Here is a 15,102-nt window from a genome sequence, read left to right on the forward strand (position 1 = left end):
GCCACGGCAGATTCAGGGCTCAGCGCCCACATTGCGAGGGCGGGGGCCAGCCAGTTCTGGCTGCAGCTTGAGCCGCTGCGGGTTGGCATAACAGACAAAACGCTTGTTGGTGGCGCGGCCAATCGCGCACAGGCCGACTGACTGCGCGACCTGATGGCCCATCTGCGTGATGCCGCTGCGCGAGACCACAATGGGCACCCCCATCTGCGCGGACTTGATGACCATTTCGCTGGTGAGGCGGCCTGTGGTGTAGAAAACTTTGTTCGCCTCATTCACCGATGGGCTGTCTTGCATGGACATCCAGCCAGCGATGGTGTCTATGGCGTTGTGGCGGCCCACGTCTTCCACGAAGAGCAGCATTTCAGGGTCGCCCGCCGTCATCGCAAACAATGCACACGCATGCACCGAGCCGGCGGATTTGTACGTGGTTTCCTTGAGCCGTATGGTGTTGACGAGGGAATACAACTGGGCCTGGGTAATGTGCGCATCTGCGGGCAGCACGATGCTGTCGACTTCGTCCATCAGGCCGCCGAACACACTGCCCTGCCCGCAACCCGTGGTGACCACACGGCGCGAGGTTTTCTCTTCAATGTCTTCAATGCCCTGGTGCGTCTTGACGGCGGCCGCGCCCACGTCCCAGTCGACGGTGATCGATTCGATATCGGCCACATCCTTGACCAGCCGCTGGTTGCGCAGGTAGCCGAGCACCAGCAGCTCAGGGTGAGCGCCCAAGGTCATGAGCGTCACAAGCTCGCGTTTGTCGACATACACGGTGAGGGCGCGCTCGGCGGGGATGGCGACCTTGTGCGTCTCGCCATATTCATTGACGGCATCAACCTCGCAGGTCAGGGGCGCCTGGGCGTTGGTCAGCCGAGGCAGGCGTGAGGGAAGAGATGTCGAGGCGGGCATGAGGGAAGACTACAACAAAAAAGCCGGCCCCTTGCGGAGTCGGCCTTTCGGGAAGTGGAATGAGCCTGGAAGTGGATCAGGACTTCTTGGCGGGGTTTCCAACCGCATCGGGCTGCTTGGTACTGGGCGGGCTGGTAGCGTTGCCTGCGGGTGAATGCGCGCCGGCCGCTTCGATCGGCTTTGCTGCAGGCGGGGTGTAGGCGAAGGGGCCGGGGTCCGCGCAAGCAGGTGCAGGCGTCGGCGGTTTGGTCTCTTTGCCGGTGGCCTTGGCCGTTTTGTAATAGCTGGCGGCGACCTTGTCTTGCGATTTGCACAGCTGGTAGGCCTCCAGCTTGCCGGTCCAGGCGGTCTTGGCGGCCGCTTCTGCGGCCTTGGCCTTGGCTTCGTCGCTCAGGGCGGGCAGTTTGGCCAGCGACGCGGCCGATGCGGCGGCCAGCAAGCTCATGATCAGAATTTTTTTCATGGGATTCCTCACTACAACTCTTCGGGGCTTATGCCTGCGCCGTCTGGCCGGGCGGGTCAACAGGCTTGCTGCGTTGGGCCGGAATGTTCCCGGCTTTGACATCGTCATACCAGTATTCGTGGTGCTCACGGGCCCAGGTCTCATCGACGTAACCTGTACGCATGGCCTTGTAGGCGCCCTGCATGCCGATGGTGCCGAGGTAGATATGGCCGAGGAACAAACACATCATGAGCACGGTGGCCACGGCGTGCACCATGTGTGCGACCTGCATCGTCGAGCGCTCATAGATCAGGCCGGGCAGCAGCTTGTCGAGCACAAAGCCCGACGACACCACCACGATGCCCAGGAAAAACACGCCGCCCCAGAAGATGAGTTTTTCGCCGGCGTTGAAACGGTTCGAAGGCGGTTCTTCGCCGCCCGTGATCAGGCCACCGCCTTTGGCCAGCCAGTGCAGATCGCCCTTTTGCGGCCAGTTGTCGCGCAGGAAGGTCAGGAACACGATCACCAGCGACACCGCGAACAGCGGGCCGGCAAAGTTGTGCATGGTCTTGAGGGTCCAGGTCAGCCAGCCGAAGAGCGCGCCACCGATCACGGGCAGCAGAAAGAATTTGCCAAACGCCATGACCAGACCTGAGATGGCCAGGATGCAGAACGCAATCGCGTTGGACCAATGCGCGGCACGCTCAAACGGCGTGAAGCGCTCGATCTTGCGGCCGGTGTCGACGCCGTGGGTTTTGATCGAACCCTTGCTGAAGTAAAAAATCGCGATGGCCAACAGCACGATCAGGAACAGCGAGCCCCCATAGGGAATGATCCAGTTGTTGCGCACCTGTCGCCAGGCTTCGCCGGCGTTGGTCAGGCGTGAGCCGGGGTACTGCACAAAGGGCTGAATCAGGTTGCCGGCTTCGGGCGCTTCGCTCTTGGGCAGGCTGCTGTAGCCGGTGACGCCCTCGCCCACCTGGCGCCACATGGGCGCGTTGTTGCCCGGCTGCACTTTGGCGCGTTCACCATTGGTCTGCTTGGCGTAGTTGGGGTCGGCGCTGGCCTCGGGCTTGACCTCAAAGATGTTCTGGCCCTGGATGCCGCCGGTGGCAGCGGGAGCGGTGGCAGGCGCGGCGGTGGCCGGCGGAGCCGCAGGCGCTTGCGCACAGGCAAGTCCCGCCAGGCTGGCCGCTATGAAAAATATAGCTGGTCGCGCACAAAACATAAGGCCTCCGGTCACTATTTCGAGTTACCTGTCTTGGTGTACTCGTTCTGGCTGTTTTGTGCGCGGGCCTTGAGGCCTTGCTCCCAGCTGGTCTTGTCGCCGGCCTTCCAGCCCGGCGCCGCGAACTGGGTTTGCACGCCCTGGTAGGCGGCACCGTCGCTTTTCACACCGCTGCCCAGGGTCTGCGGTTTTTCGCCGCAGGCCGACAAAGCCGACAAGGAGAGGGTCAAGACAAGAAGGCGCATCATGATTTGGCTCCTGCGGGCGGCTGGCCTGCCTGTTTGGATCCGTAGGCCGTGCCCCAGCCCCAGACTTCGGCGCCCTTGCCGCGTTGCACCACACGGTTGCGGAAGATGTCGGCGACCACATCGCCGTCGCCGGCGAGCAGGGCCTTGGTCGAGCACATTTCGGCGCAGGCCGGCAGCTTGCCTTCGGCCAGGCGGTTGCGGCCGTACTTTTCAAACTCGGCCTGGCTGCCGTTGACTTCAGGACCGCCGGCGCAGAAGGTGCATTTGTCCATCTTGCCGCGCACGCCAAACGTGCCGGCAGCCGGGAACTGCGGCGCGCCGAAGGGGCAAGCGTATGAGCAATAGCCGCAGCCAATGCAGACGTCCTTGTCATGCAACACCACGCCTTCTTCGGTGCGGTAAAAACAGTTGACGGGGCAGACAGCCATGCAGGGTGCGTCGCTGCAGTGCATGCAGGCCACCGAGATGGATTTTTCACCAGGGACACCGTCGTTGAGCGTGACCACGCGGCGGCGGTTCACACCCCACGGGACTTCATTTTCGTTTTTGCAGGCGGTGACGCAGCCGTTGCATTCGATGCAGCGCTCCGCATCACAAACAAATTTCATGCGTGCCATGACGTCTCCAGAGAAAACCGGTTGATCGGAAGCTTGCGCGGGGCTCTGCCCAAGCAGGGGCCGCGGAACCGGCTTTGCCGGGCCGCAGGCGCAGCGGCCCCCTCGGGGGGCAGCGCATTACACGAAGTGAAAAGCGTGGGGGTCATGTTTATGCCCTTTCGACGTTGCAGACCGTCGTTTTTGTTTCTTGCATCATCGTGACGCTGTCGTAGCCGTAAGTTGTTGCCGTGTTGATCGCCTCGCCGCGCACAACCGGTGCCGCGCCATTCGGGTAGTACGCCAGCATGTCGGCGCCTTGCCAGCGGCCCGAGAAGTGGAAAGGCATGAACACCGTGTCGGGCCCGACACGTTCGGTGACCAGGGCCTGTACGTTCAGGCGTGCGCCGGTGGGCGTGCTGACCCAGGCGCGTTCGCCATTGCGTATGCCTTTTTCGGCGGCGACCTTGGGGTTGATCTCGATGAACATCTCCTGCTGCAGCTCGGCCAGCCAGGGGTTGGAGCGGGTTTCTTCGCCGCCGCCTTCGTATTCCACCAGCCGGCCCGAGGTCATGATCAGCGGGAATTTCTCATGCACCTTGTCGGCGATGTTCTTTTGCTGGATGGTTTTGTACAGCGTGGGCAGGCGCCAGAAGGCTTTCTTGTCGTCGTGCGTCGGGTACTTGGCCATGAGGTCGGCCCGGTTGCCGTAAAGCGGCTCGCGGTGCTGCGGAATGGCGTCGGGGAAGTTCCAGACCACGGCGCGCGCCTTGGCATTGCCGAAAGGGTGACAACCATGGTTCTTCATGACGACGCGGATCAGGCCTCCTGAGGAGTCGGTCTTCCAGTTCTTGCCTTCGGCGGCGGTTTTCTCGGCGTCGGTCAGCTCGTCCCACCAGCCGAGTTTTTTCACGAGCAGGTGATCGAACTCGGGGTAGCCGGTCTGGATGTCGGCGCCCTTGGAACAAGAGCCGTCTTCAGCCAGCAGGTTTTTGCCTTCGCGTTCCACGCCGAAGTTGGCGCGGAAGTTACCGCCGCCTTCCATCACGTGCTTGGAGGTGTCATACAGGTTGGGCGAGCCCGGGTGTTTCATCTCGGGCGTGCCGTAGCAGGGCCATGGCAGGCCGAAGTAATCACCCGTGGTGTCGTAGCCGGTTGCCTTGTCGACGCCGCCTTTGGACTTGAGGGTCTTGACGTCGAACAGGTGCATGTTGCGCATGTGCGCCTTGAGGCGCTCAGGGCTCTGGCCGGTGTAGCCGATGGTCCAGCAGGTCTTGTTGATCTCGCGCAGGATGTCTTCGGGCACGGGCTCGTCCATGCCCTTGACCTTTTGCATCTTGTAGTTCTTGGAGAGCTCTTTGGCAAAGCCGAGCTTTTCGGCGAACTGGTGCATGATCATGTGGTCGGTGCGGCTCTCCCAGAGCGGCTCGATCACTTTTTCGCGCCACTGGATGGAACGGTTGGAAGCCGTCACCGAGCCGCTGGTTTCAAACTGCGTGGCGGCCGGCAGCAGGTACACCGCGCGGTTGGGGTTGAGGTCTTCAGCCTTGCCGGGCATGGCCGCCATGGCGGCGGTGGCCGATGGATACGGGTCCACCACCACCAGCAGGTCCAGCTTGTCCATCGCGCGTTTCATTTCCAGGCCGCGCGTCTGTGAGTTGGGCGCGTGGCCCCAAAAGAAGACGCCGCGCAGGTTGGAGTCCTGGTCGATGAATTCGTTTTTCTCCATCACGCCGTCGATCCAGCGCGAGACCGTGATGCCGGGCTTGCCCATCATGGCGGCAGAGGCATAACGGCCCTTTATCCAGTCGAACTCGACGCCCCAGATTTTTGCGAAGTGCTTCCAGGAGCCCTCGGCCAGGCCGTAGTAACCGGGCAGCGAATCGGGGTTGGGGCCGACGTCGGTGGCGCCCTGCACGTTGTCGTGGCCGCGGAAAATGTTGGTGCCGCCGCCGGAAACACCGACATTGCCCAGCGCCAGCTGCAGGATGCACGAAGCACGAACCATGGCGTTGCCGATGGTGTGCTGGGTCTGGCCCATGCACCAGACAATGGTGGACGGCCGGTTCTTGGCCATCATCTCGGCAGCCATGTAGACACGCGCCTCGGGCACGCCACAGGCTTCTTCCACCTTGTCCGGCGTCCATTTGGCCAGCACATCTTCCTTGACCTTGTCCATGCCGTAGACACGGTCGTTGATGTACTTCTTGTCTTCCCAGCCGTTCTTGAAGATGTGATACAGCATGCCGAACAGGAAGGGGATGTCGGAGCCGGAGCGGATGCGGATGTATTCGTCGGCCTTGGCGGCGGTGCGGGTAAAGCGCGGATCGACCACGATCATCTTGCAGCCGGTTTCCTTGGCATGCAGCATGTGCAGCAGGCTGACGGGATGGGCCTCGGCCGCATTGGAGCCGATGTACAGGGCGACCTTGCTGTTTTGCATGTCGTTGTACGAATTGGTCATGGCGCCGTAGCCCCAGGTGTTGGCAACGCCGGCCACCGTGGTGGAGTGGCAGATGCGGGCCTGGTGGTCACAGTTGTTGCTGCCCCACAGGCTCATCCACTTGCGCAGCAGGTAGGCCTGCTCGTTGTTGTGTTTGGACGACCCCACCACATACACCGAGTCAGGGCCGCTGGCCTTGCGCAGCTCCAGCATGCGGTCGGTGATTTCCTTGAGGGCGACGTCCCAACTGATGCGCTCGTATTTGCCGTTCACCAGCTTCATCGGGTAGCGCAGGCGGTATTCGCCGTGGCCGTGCTCGCGCAGGGCAGCACCCTTGGCGCAATGGGCGCCCAGGTTGATGGGAGAGTCGAACACCGGCTCCTGACGGACCCAGACGCCGTTCTCAACCACCGCGTCTACAGCACAACCCACCGAGCAGTGGGTGCAAACGGTGCGCTTGACTTCGATCTTTCCCGTGCCGTCGCCGGCGCCCGGTGTGGCGGCCTTGGCTTTTTTGACCAGGGTTAATTGCGTAGCGGCCAGGCCGACGCCGACACCCAGGCCGGAGCGGCGCAGGAAGGCGCGGCGGTCCATGGTGGGCAGCGCATTGGACAGGCCCCGCGACAGGCTTTGCACAAAGCGCGCGGAACCCGCGCGATGCACGGGATGGACATCAGAAGATTTTTTCGTGAGCAGCATGAAGCTCTCCGTAGAAGGTGAAATCGGGGGCCGGTCGGGCTGAACTGGAAGCCAGGGCTACCTAGATGCGGGTGGTCTTGTAGTAGCGCTTGACGTGTTCCGAGAGGCTGTAGCCGCCGCCTTTTTCAGGGGCCGGCTTGGGCTCTGGAAGCTCGGCTTGAAGCGCAGGTGCGCCGGGCAAAGCGACGATGGCCGCGGCTGCCGCGCCCGTGGCGGCTGCGCCGAAAAAGAATCCCCTGCGTGAGGGTTTTGGCTGGCTGTCCTGCATGGTGATCTCCAGGGGAAGGCTTGCTGGCTATGTAACCGTTTGCATAGTACTGTAAGGCAGAGCGCTGCGCACCACAATGGTTAGCGCCGCTCAACGTCCAAGTCTAGGGAAAACGATAAGCGATCTTATTGTCAGACTCGGCGGCTATGGCCGGTTGGCCATTCAAAAGCTGTCTCATTTTGAGAAAAAAAATTCATGCACCCCGTCAGGCCAGCATGTCGAAGCCCTGCGCCTCAACGCCGATGAAGGTCTGGGTAAAGGCCGCGAGAGCGGCATAAAAACGCGCCTTGGGATGCGCCGTGATGGCATCGCACATCAGCGGCACCCAGGGCTGGACATGGCGCGCGAAAAATTCGCGCTGCCGCGTGAGATTGGCGACCTCCACGTCGTCACCGGCAATCAGGTAGCGCATGACTTCGCACAGGTAGGCCACGTGGTCTTCGGTTTCGGGCATGGCCTCGTCACGCGCCAGGCCCAGCGCGGCGATGTCGGTGCGCAAGGCCGCCAAAGGCTTCTCATTGAGGAAACCGCTGAGGTAGTGCGAACCAAAGAGGTACACCTCAGGCTTGCCAACGCCGCCGAACAGGGCATCATGCTCCCGCGTGACATCTGCAAGGCTCTGCGTGCGGGCGGCGGCCACGAGTTCGCTCCACGAACTTTCAAGCAACCCACCGGCGGCGGGCGCCTCCGTTACTGCAATGCGAAGGTTTTCATGCAGCTCCGCGGAGGGCGCGGCGTAGTAAAGGGCGGCCAGCACGCCATAGACTTCGGCTCGCGCGGTTTCTTCGTCCAGGGTGGAGGCGGTGAGTTGGGCTTGCGTCATGGTGGCGTCTGGAGTCGGGAAGCTGTTGCTCACCGGATGTCCGTGATTTTCAGTTCGTTATCGGCGGAATAGATGTCGATGACGCGGCAGTCACTGCACATCTTGAGCCGGTCGGCGGCCGCGCCCTGGAACATCGCATGGCCCGCAAGCTTGCCCAGCATGGACTCGATGGCCTTGAGCGTGCCGAAGGGTTTGCTGCAGCGTATGCACTGGTAGGGCTGGCTCTCGTTGAGCACACGCGCCTCTTTGCGTAGCGGTGTGAGCAACAGGCGCGGCTGCAGCGTGATGGCATCCTCGGGACAAGTGGTGGCGCACAGGCCGCACTGTACGCAGTTTTTTTCGATGAACTTGAGCTGCGGGCGGTCGGGATTGTCTTGCAGTGCGCTGGCGGGGCACGCGCTCACACAGCTCAGGCACAGCGTGCAGGTGTCTGCGTTGACGGTCAGGCTGCCGAAGGGCGAGCCCTTGGCGGGCAGCGTAATCGCTTCGGGCAGGGCGGCGGGCGCCTGGCTCATGAGGTGGTCCAGCGCCATGTCCAGTGTGCTGCGTTTTTCTTGCGCCACCGCAAAGCGCGCCACAGCGGCGGGCACTGCAGGGCGGCCGCGCGCCAGCGTTTGCAGGCTGGCGTCCAGCCCGGCAATGGCATCAGCGCCCTCCCCGGCTTGCACCAAATGAAGGTGCACGCCGGCATAGCCCAGGCCATTGAGCAGGGTTTGCGCCACGTGCATTTGCTCGGCCAGGCCTTCAAGATAGGCGGGAGCTTCTTCACGCGTTACCAGCACCGCCACTTGCGACGCACCGAATGCGATGGCGCTGAGCCACAAGTCCAGGCCCACGCTGGCCGTGTGCCATAGCGCCTGCGGGATCACATTGGCCGGCACACCCCGCACGGTTTTTTGCAGCCGCGCAGCGCGGCCCAGAGCCTCGACCGCCTGCTGGCCGCTGTCCTGGCTGTGAAACAGCAGCACCGGTTGCGTGCCGCCGGCTTTGGCGTACGCCGACAACAGGGTCTTGATGCGAACGCCCTGCTCGCTGGCACGCGGGTAGGCGTAGGTGAGCGCGCCTGTCGGGCACACCGTGGTGCACGCGCCGCAACCCACACACAGGTTGGGGTTGACGACGATCTGCTGCCGGCTTTTTTCGCTGCTGACGGCGCCGGCCGAGCAGATGTCGATGCAGGCGTTGCAACCCACGGTTTCGTTGCGGCTGTGGGCACAGAGTTTTTGTTTATAGGCAAAAAATTTGGGCTTTTCAAACTCGCCCACCATGTCGCGCAGCTTGACCACGGTGGCCAGCAAGCCGGGTGAGGCGAGGCCGGCGGAGGCATTCAGGGCGAAGTAGCCTTGCGGTGGCGCATGCAGCGCGACCAGCGGTTTGGCGCCGAGGTCGAGCACCAGGTCAAATGCTTCCGTGAGTGTTTGCGGCGAGCGGTTGAAGTCAATGGCACCGGCCACCTTGCATACGGCCACACAATCACGGTGGGATGTGCATTTGGCCGCGTCAACCTGGTAGCTCAGGTCGATGGCGCCTTCGGGGCACACGGCGACGCAGGCATTGCATCGTGTGCAAAGGTCCAGGTCGATAGCGTTGGTCTTGTCCCAGCTCGCCTCAAACGCACCCAGCCAGCCTTTGAGCGCGAGCCGCTCACCGCTGATCACAGGATATTTGCGTTCTTGCGAGGGAAACCCGGTCTGCGCCTGGGACGAAACGCCCTGGGCGAAGATGGTCACGTCCAGCGTGTCAGCCACAAGGGCCGCCACCTGCTCGGCCTGGTCGATCGCACCCACGATGAGCAGGCGCCCGGCACTTTTGTAGGTGACGGTGGACACCGGCTCTGCGTCTGGTAAATGGGCCGCGGCCAGCAGAGCCGCGATTTTTGGCGTGGCGCTGACAGCGTCTTTGCTCCAGCCGCCGGTCTCGCGGATATTGACGAACTTCACCACCGAGGTGACGCCCTGGGTCTGCTCACCCACTTCGGCAAAGAGCCGCTTCTCCTGGGTGCAGGCTACGACAACATCGTCGCCGGACTGCGCGGCCTTCTGGAAGGCGCCCACCTCGCGGCGGCACAGCGCCGAATGCAGCGTCAGGGTCTCGTTAAGTGCCGTGCCCAGCGCCTGTGGCTGGAGCGGCATGGTCTGGTTGCAGTCGCAAATCAGTGTGGGCATGGTCTTCTTGGCTGGCACCGGCCGGGTCGGGCTGGGATTGGCTGGTTGATAAAGCGCCTGGCGTTTGCGATGGGGCTATGTCTGGATTTTCATAGGACTGTGCCACGGTTTCGCCCGTGGGGTTATTGGCGCTTTCCCGTGGCAGGTTGACGGGGTCGTCTTGCGGGCCGGCAGCCTTCGCTTGGTCTTCGCCTGCCGCGTCCTCCGCGCTGCTTTTGTTTTTCTCTTTCTCTTTGTCCTCATCGTCATCAAAGAGATTGAGAAACTTCGCACTCGTCATCTGCCGCAGCATGGCCTCGGGGATGGGGTCGGACTTGGAATAGTCGTCGATGTAGATGTCCAGGCCGTCCATCACATTGAAATGCGGGTCGGCAAAGAGTTGCTTCATGGCCGCGTTACGCACGTCGGGCGTCACATCGCCGGCCATAAAGGGCTTGAAGTCGGAATCTTTGGTGAGCAGCCTGGCGTCGGCCAGCGTGAGCGCTTGCTTTTCCGGCGGATTTTCCGGTGATTTTTGCGCCGGTTCCCGGGGCGTCTGGACTTGCAGGGCGGGCGCGTTGGCATCCGTTGCCGGTGCGGCCACAACCGGCTCATCCAGTGGTTTGCCCAGCACAGCGTCGGCCTTGCGGCGGGACCATCGCCCCAAAAAGCCCTTCGGTTCGTCAGCCATGCTGGCCTCCGCCGGTTTTCTTTTCCGTGCTGACCCGCGCCGGATTGCCGAAGCGGTCCGTCAGCGGCTTAAAGCTTTGCGGGCGCTGCCGGCGCTTGGCTTCTATGACGTAGTGCTGATCTACAAACTGCTGCAGCCACTGCACGACCTGCGGCGGCGCGGGCACCTGCTCGACTGTTTCCTGCGCATCCAGCCAGCGCCCGGCATCGTGATAACTCAGGGTGACGATCTGCGGCACTGCGATAGGTTCATCGGCCAGCAGGGCTTCTTCCTCCATGCGCCAGACCACCCAGAAGCAGGGCTGCCCGGTGCTGGCATTGAGGTAGTAGCCTTCGGCGTCGTCGGTGAAAAGCTCGACCTTGAAGCCGGGGTGCAGCCAGCGCTCTTCGCGCTCGTCTTTCAGCAAGAGGCGCGGCGTGGCGCCAAAGGCGTCTTCGTGGGGGACGATGTCGGCCAGTTCCCAGCGCCAGGGCTGCCAGCGGTTGTCGATGCGCTCGCGGCGCATGACAACGGCCACCGCCGTGCACGGCCGGTGCAGCATGGCATCTGTTTCAGGGAACTGCAGCAGGAAATCCGACATGCCCGCAGTGTACGGCGGGCAAAGCGGACCGTTCGCAATAACCCTATCCCCAATAAACCTCTAGGCCAGCAAGGACCGGTGTTCCAGGGCGGCACGACGCACCACGTCGCTGATCCCGTCGCCGCCGTTACCTTCTATCAACTCCAGCAGTGCCTTGCGCATGCGAGGGTCCCAGAATTTCTTGAGGTGCATGGCCAGTTCCTGCAGGGCTTCCGTGCGGTCAGGCATGGTTTCAAAGAATGCGCCGATCTGGTTGACCATGCGAATCAGGTTGTCGTTGTTCACAGGAGGTACTCCAGGTTGACACGCTCTTTGTGGCTGTACACGGAAAGATCTTCCCCGCGCACAAAGCCCAGAAGCGCCACGCCGGCGGTTTGCGCCACATCAATCGCCAGGCCGGTCACCCCCGACACAGCCGCCAGCAGTGTCACGCCGGCCATGGCAGTTTTGTGCACCATCTCGTAGCTGGCGCGGCTGGTGACGACGATAAAACCCGCATCGGCCCTTACGCCGGTCATGCGGCGGCGCTGTAGCGCGCCAATCAGCTTGTCCAGCGCGTTGTGCCTGCCGACGTCCTCGCGCAGCACCACGATATCGCCCTCGGCATTGCACCAGGCGGCCGCGTGGGTGGCGCCGGTGGCGCTGAGCAGCAATTGCTGCTCGCGCAGGTTGATCAGGGCGCGGGTGATGGCACCCGCTTCAAACTCCGCGCCGCCCTGCACGCGCGGCGGCAGGCGCACCGCATGCTCGAGGCTTTCCGTACCGCACAGGCCGCAGCCGGTGCGGCCGGTCATGCTGCGGCGACGGTCTTTCAAACGCGCAAAGCACGATGCCGCAATGGTCAGGTGCAGCGTCTCCCCTTGCTCACTGCTGGTCTGTTCAATGTCGTGGATCTGGGTGTAGTCGTCCACGATGCCTTCCGTGACAGAAAAGCCGAAGGCAAAGTCCTCCAGGTCAGAGGGGCTAGCCAGCATCACGGCGTGCGAGATGCCGTTGTACTCCAGCGCCACAGGCACCTCTTCGGCCACCCAGTCCGACCGGTCGAACGCGCGATGCGCCCGCACCCCTGTCACAGGGGCTTCACGGCAACCTTCAACCACCTGCATGAGCCGCCTCCGCTGCACCGGCAAGCGGACCGCCCGCCGGTTGTGACGCCGCATCCAGCAACTGCAGTTGCTGCTTGTTGAAGCGCGAGTAGGATTTTTGCCATTCCGACGGCTGCGCCACCGGCATGACCTGCACCGCAGTGACCTTGTATTCCGGGCAGTTGGTGGCCCAGTCGGAGCTGTCGGTGGTGATGACGTTGGCGCCCGATTCGGGGAAGTGGAAGGTGGTGTAGACCACGCCCGGCTGCATGCGTTCGGTGACCACTGCACGCAACACCGTTTGCCCGGCACGGCTTTCAATGCCCACCCAGTCGTCAGGCTTGATGCCCCGGTCTTCCGCGTCGTGCGGATGAATCTCCAGCCGATCTTCGCTGTGCCACTGGTTGTTGTCGGTGCGACGCGTCTGGGCGCCCACGTTGTACTGCGACAAGATGCGACCGGTGGTGAGCAGCAGCGGGAATTTGCGCGTGACCTTCTCGTCGGTAGCAACGTACTGCGTGATGATGAAGCGGCCCTTGCCGCGCACAAACTTGTCCTTATGCATGAACTCGGTGCCGAGCTCTGCCGTGTCTTCGTTGCAAGGCCACTGCACGCTGCCGTGCTTTTCGATCTTGGCAAAGGTCACGCCGCGGAAAGTCGGCGTCAGCGCCGCGATCTCGGCCATGATGTCGCGCGGATGCACGTACTTCATCGGATAGCCCAGCGCATTGGACAGCTTGACGGTGACTTCCCAGTCGGCCAGCCCCGCCTTGGGCGGCATGACCTTGCGCACGCGCGAGATGCGCCGCTCGGCATTGGTGAAGGTGCCGTCTTTTTCCAGGAAGGAAGAACCAGGCAAAAACACATGCGCGTACTTGGCGGTTTCGTTCAGGAAGATGTCCTGCACCACGATGCATTCCATCGAGGTGAGGGCCTTGGCCACGTGCTGGGTGTCGGGGTCGGACTGCACGATGTCTTCGCCCTGGCAATACAGGCCCAGGAAGCTGCCGGCCACGGCCGCGTCAAACATGTTCGGGATGCGCAGGCCGGGCTCTTCGTTCAGCGTAACGCCCCAGGCTGTTTCGAATTCGGCGCGCACCGTGCTGTCGGACACATGGCGGTAGCCCGGCAGTTCATGCGGGAAGGAACCCATGTCACAGGCGCCCTGCACATTGTTCTGGCCGCGCAGCGGGTTCACACCCACACCTTCGCGGCCCACATTGCCGGTGGCCATGGCCAGGTTGGCAATGCCCATGACCATGGTCGATCCCTGTGCGTGCTCCGTCACGCCCAGGCCGTAGTAAATGGCAGCATTGCCGCCTGTGGCGTAGAGGCGGGCGGCTGCGCGAACGTCTGCCGCGGGCACGCCGGTGACGGCTTCCATGGCTTCAGGAGAATTGTCGGGGCGGGCCACAAACTCGCGCCATTCGCGGAATGACTTTTCGTCGCAGCGCTCGGCAATATAGTCGTCGGCCAGCAGGCCTTCCGTCACCACCACATGGGCCAGCGACGAGATCATGGCCACGTTGGTGCCGGGTCGCAACTGCAGGTGAAACTCAGCCTCCACGTGCGGGGAACGCACGATGTCGATCTGGCGCGGATCCACCACGATCAGCCGTGCGCCTTCTCGCAGGCGCTTTTTCATGCGCGAGGCAAACACCGGGTGGCCGTCGGTCGGGTTAGCGCCGATGATCAGGATCACGTCGGCCTTTTCAACCGACTTGAAGGTCTGTGTGCCGGCGGAGGTGCCGTAGGTCTGGCTCAGTCCGTAACCGGTGGGCGAATGGCAGACGCGGGCGCACGTGTCAACGTTGTTGTTGCCAAAGGCGGCGCGCACCAGCTTTTGCACCAGGTAGGTTTCTTCATTCGTGCAACGCGACGAGGTGATGCCGCCAATCGAATCCTTGCCGTGCTTGGCCTGGATGCGGCGGAACTCGCTCGCGGCGTAGTTGATGGCTTCGTCCCAGCTCACTTCCTGCCATGGGTCGCTGATGTTCTTGCGGATCATCGGCTTGGTGATGCGGTCCTTGTGGGTGGCGTATCCCCAGGCAAAGCGGCCCTTGACGCAGGCATGGCCTTCGTTGGCTTTGCCGTCTTTCCACGGCACCATGCGCACCACCTCATTGCCCTTCATCTCGGCCTTGAAAGCGCAGCCCACGCCGCAATAGGCGCAGGTGGTGATCTTGTTGTGCTCGGGCTGGCCCAGCATGATCACGGTCTTTTCTTGCAGCGTGGCGGTGGGGCAGGCCTCGACGCAGGCGCCACAGCTCACGCATTCGGATTCCATGAAGGGCTGGTCTTGGCCCGGCGACACGCGCGACTCAAAGCCGCGGCCGCTGATGGTCAGTGCAAACGTACCCTGGGTTTCTTCGCAGGCGCGCACGCAACGGTTGCACACAATGCATTTGGAGGCGTCGTAGCTGAAGTAGGGGTTGGAATTGTCGATTGCCGGCTTGCTCTCGTTGCGGAAATGGTTGGCGCCCTCCATGCCGTAACGTACTTCGCGCAGCCCGGTCACGCCGGCCATGTCCTGCAGCTCACAGTTGCCGTTGGCCGAACAGGTCAGGCAGTCCAATGGGTGATCAGAGATGTAGAGCTCCATCACGCCCTTGCGCAGCTCTTGCAGGCGCGGCGACTGGGTACGCACCTTCATGCCGGCTTCAGCCGGTGTGGTGCAGGATGCGGGGAAGCCCTTGCGCCCGTCGATTTCGACCATGCACAGGCGGCAGGAGCCAAAAGGCTCCAGGCTGTCGGTGGCGCACAGCTTGGGCACCTGGATGCCTGCGTCGACCGCCGCGCGCATGAGCGAGGTGCCCGCGGGAACCGTGACGCTTTCGCCGTCGATCTCCAGCGTAACTTCCTGCGTGGACTCGCGTTTGGGGGTGCCGTAGTCGGTTTCTTTGAGGTGTTCGAGCATGAAAGTCTCCTGTCCGTCTTGTGGGGGTGCTG

Annotated in this window: 14 protein-coding genes; all 14 read right to left on the reverse strand. The window is 62.8% G+C overall.

The window, feature by feature from the left end; translation table 11 throughout:
• Positions 1-12: 12 nt before the first annotated feature.
• The 14 genes from ACXJKE_RS05800 to fdhF all read right to left on the reverse strand — a co-directional run bounded on the left by ACXJKE_RS05800 (position 13) and on the right by fdhF (position 15,070).
• Positions 13-909 (reverse strand): formate dehydrogenase accessory sulfurtransferase FdhD, encoded by an 897-nt coding sequence (locus ACXJKE_RS05800; RefSeq protein ID WP_457279594.1) that lies wholly within the window; start codon positions 907-909, stop codon positions 13-15.
• A gap of 76 nt (positions 910-985) precedes the next feature.
• Positions 986-1,372, reverse strand: a complete 387-nt coding sequence (locus tag ACXJKE_RS05805; RefSeq protein ID WP_457279595.1) for a hypothetical protein — start codon at positions 1,370-1,372, stop codon at positions 986-988.
• A 28-nt stretch (positions 1,373-1,400) separates the two neighbouring features.
• Entirely contained in the window at positions 1,401-2,579 is a 1,179-nt protein-coding gene (locus ACXJKE_RS05810; protein WP_457279596.1) for a formate dehydrogenase subunit gamma, read from the reverse strand.
• 14 nt (positions 2,580-2,593) lie between these two features.
• Positions 2,594-2,827, reverse strand: a complete 234-nt coding sequence (locus ACXJKE_RS05815) for a hypothetical protein (RefSeq protein WP_457279597.1) — start codon at positions 2,825-2,827, stop codon at positions 2,594-2,596.
• Positions 2,824-3,444, reverse strand: a complete 621-nt coding sequence (gene fdh3B / locus ACXJKE_RS05820) for a formate dehydrogenase FDH3 subunit beta (RefSeq protein WP_457279598.1) — start codon at positions 3,442-3,444, stop codon at positions 2,824-2,826. The genes ACXJKE_RS05815 and fdh3B overlap by 4 nt, the downstream gene beginning before the upstream one ends.
• 148 nt (positions 3,445-3,592) lie before the next feature.
• On the reverse strand, positions 3,593-6,562 hold the full coding sequence (locus ACXJKE_RS05825; RefSeq protein WP_457279599.1) for a formate dehydrogenase subunit alpha: 2,970 nt from the start codon (positions 6,560-6,562) through the stop codon (positions 3,593-3,595).
• Positions 6,563-6,623: 61 nt separating this feature from the next.
• The gene (locus tag ACXJKE_RS05830) at positions 6,624-6,830 is read right to left on the reverse strand and encodes a formate dehydrogenase (protein ID WP_457279600.1); all 207 of its coding nucleotides are present in this window, start codon (positions 6,828-6,830) and stop codon (positions 6,624-6,626) included.
• 205 nt (positions 6,831-7,035) lie between these two features.
• Positions 7,036-7,653 carry a TorD/DmsD family molecular chaperone gene (locus ACXJKE_RS05835; RefSeq protein WP_457279809.1) on the reverse strand — a complete coding sequence of 206 codons (618 nt, stop codon included), beginning with the start codon at positions 7,651-7,653 and terminating at the stop codon, positions 7,036-7,038.
• A 29-nt stretch (positions 7,654-7,682) separates the two neighbouring features.
• Positions 7,683-9,818, reverse strand: coding sequence for a 4Fe-4S dicluster domain-containing protein (locus tag ACXJKE_RS05840; RefSeq protein ID WP_457279601.1), 2,136 nt, complete (start codon positions 9,816-9,818; stop codon positions 7,683-7,685).
• Positions 9,748-10,488 carry a DUF3306 domain-containing protein gene (locus ACXJKE_RS05845; protein ID WP_457279602.1) on the reverse strand — a complete coding sequence of 247 codons (741 nt, stop codon included), beginning with the start codon at positions 10,486-10,488 and terminating at the stop codon, positions 9,748-9,750. The genes ACXJKE_RS05840 and ACXJKE_RS05845 overlap by 71 nt, the downstream gene beginning before the upstream one ends.
• Positions 10,481-11,068 (reverse strand): DUF3305 domain-containing protein, encoded by a 588-nt coding sequence (locus ACXJKE_RS05850; RefSeq protein WP_457279603.1) that lies wholly within the window; start codon positions 11,066-11,068, stop codon positions 10,481-10,483. Before ACXJKE_RS05850 ends, ACXJKE_RS05845 begins: the two co-directional genes overlap by 8 nt.
• A 60-nt stretch (positions 11,069-11,128) precedes the next feature.
• Positions 11,129-11,353 carry a formate dehydrogenase subunit delta gene (locus tag ACXJKE_RS05855; protein ID WP_457279604.1) on the reverse strand — a complete coding sequence of 75 codons (225 nt, stop codon included), beginning with the start codon at positions 11,351-11,353 and terminating at the stop codon, positions 11,129-11,131.
• On the reverse strand, positions 11,350-12,174 hold the full coding sequence (fdhD, locus tag ACXJKE_RS05860; protein WP_457279605.1) for a formate dehydrogenase accessory sulfurtransferase FdhD: 825 nt from the start codon (positions 12,172-12,174) through the stop codon (positions 11,350-11,352). The genes ACXJKE_RS05855 and fdhD overlap by 4 nt, the downstream gene beginning before the upstream one ends.
• Complete coding sequence (gene fdhF, locus ACXJKE_RS05865; RefSeq protein ID WP_457279606.1) at positions 12,161-15,070, reverse strand: formate dehydrogenase subunit alpha; 2,910 nt, start codon at positions 15,068-15,070, stop codon at positions 12,161-12,163. Before fdhF ends, fdhD begins: the two co-directional genes overlap by 14 nt.
• Positions 15,071-15,102: the final 32 nt, after the last annotated feature.

Source organism: Polaromonas sp. P5_D5, assembly GCF_054049435.1.

What these genes read in the sequence shown, in the direction of transcription:
- ACXJKE_RS05800 (WP_457279594.1), bottom strand. Translation starts at nt 909, where the DNA reads ATGCCCGCCTCGACATCTCTTCCCTCACGCCTGCCTCGGCTGACCAAC.
- ACXJKE_RS05805 (WP_457279595.1), bottom strand. Translation starts at nt 1,372, where the DNA reads ATGAAAAAAATTCTGATCATGAGCTTGCTGGCCGCCGCATCGGCCGCG.
- ACXJKE_RS05810 (WP_457279596.1), bottom strand. Translation starts at nt 2,579, where the DNA reads ATGTTTTGTGCGCGACCAGCTATATTTTTCATAGCGGCCAGCCTGGCG.
- ACXJKE_RS05815 (WP_457279597.1), bottom strand. Translation starts at nt 2,827, where the DNA reads ATGATGCGCCTTCTTGTCTTGACCCTCTCCTTGTCGGCTTTGTCGGCC.
- fdh3B (WP_457279598.1), bottom strand. Translation starts at nt 3,444, where the DNA reads ATGGCACGCATGAAATTTGTTTGTGATGCGGAGCGCTGCATCGAATGC.
- ACXJKE_RS05825 (WP_457279599.1), bottom strand. Translation starts at nt 6,562, where the DNA reads ATGCTGCTCACGAAAAAATCTTCTGATGTCCATCCCGTGCATCGCGCG.
- ACXJKE_RS05830 (WP_457279600.1), bottom strand. Translation starts at nt 6,830, where the DNA reads ATGCAGGACAGCCAGCCAAAACCCTCACGCAGGGGATTCTTTTTCGGC.
- ACXJKE_RS05835 (WP_457279809.1), bottom strand. Translation starts at nt 7,653, where the DNA reads ATGACGCAAGCCCAACTCACCGCCTCCACCCTGGACGAAGAAACCGCG.
- ACXJKE_RS05840 (WP_457279601.1), bottom strand. Translation starts at nt 9,818, where the DNA reads ATGCCCACACTGATTTGCGACTGCAACCAGACCATGCCGCTCCAGCCA.
- ACXJKE_RS05845 (WP_457279602.1), bottom strand. Translation starts at nt 10,488, where the DNA reads ATGGCTGACGAACCGAAGGGCTTTTTGGGGCGATGGTCCCGCCGCAAG.
- ACXJKE_RS05850 (WP_457279603.1), bottom strand. Translation starts at nt 11,068, where the DNA reads ATGTCGGATTTCCTGCTGCAGTTCCCTGAAACAGATGCCATGCTGCAC.
- fdhD (WP_457279605.1), bottom strand. Translation starts at nt 12,174, where the DNA reads ATGCAGGTGGTTGAAGGTTGCCGTGAAGCCCCTGTGACAGGGGTGCGG.
- fdhF (WP_457279606.1), bottom strand. Translation starts at nt 15,070, where the DNA reads ATGCTCGAACACCTCAAAGAAACCGACTACGGCACCCCCAAACGCGAG.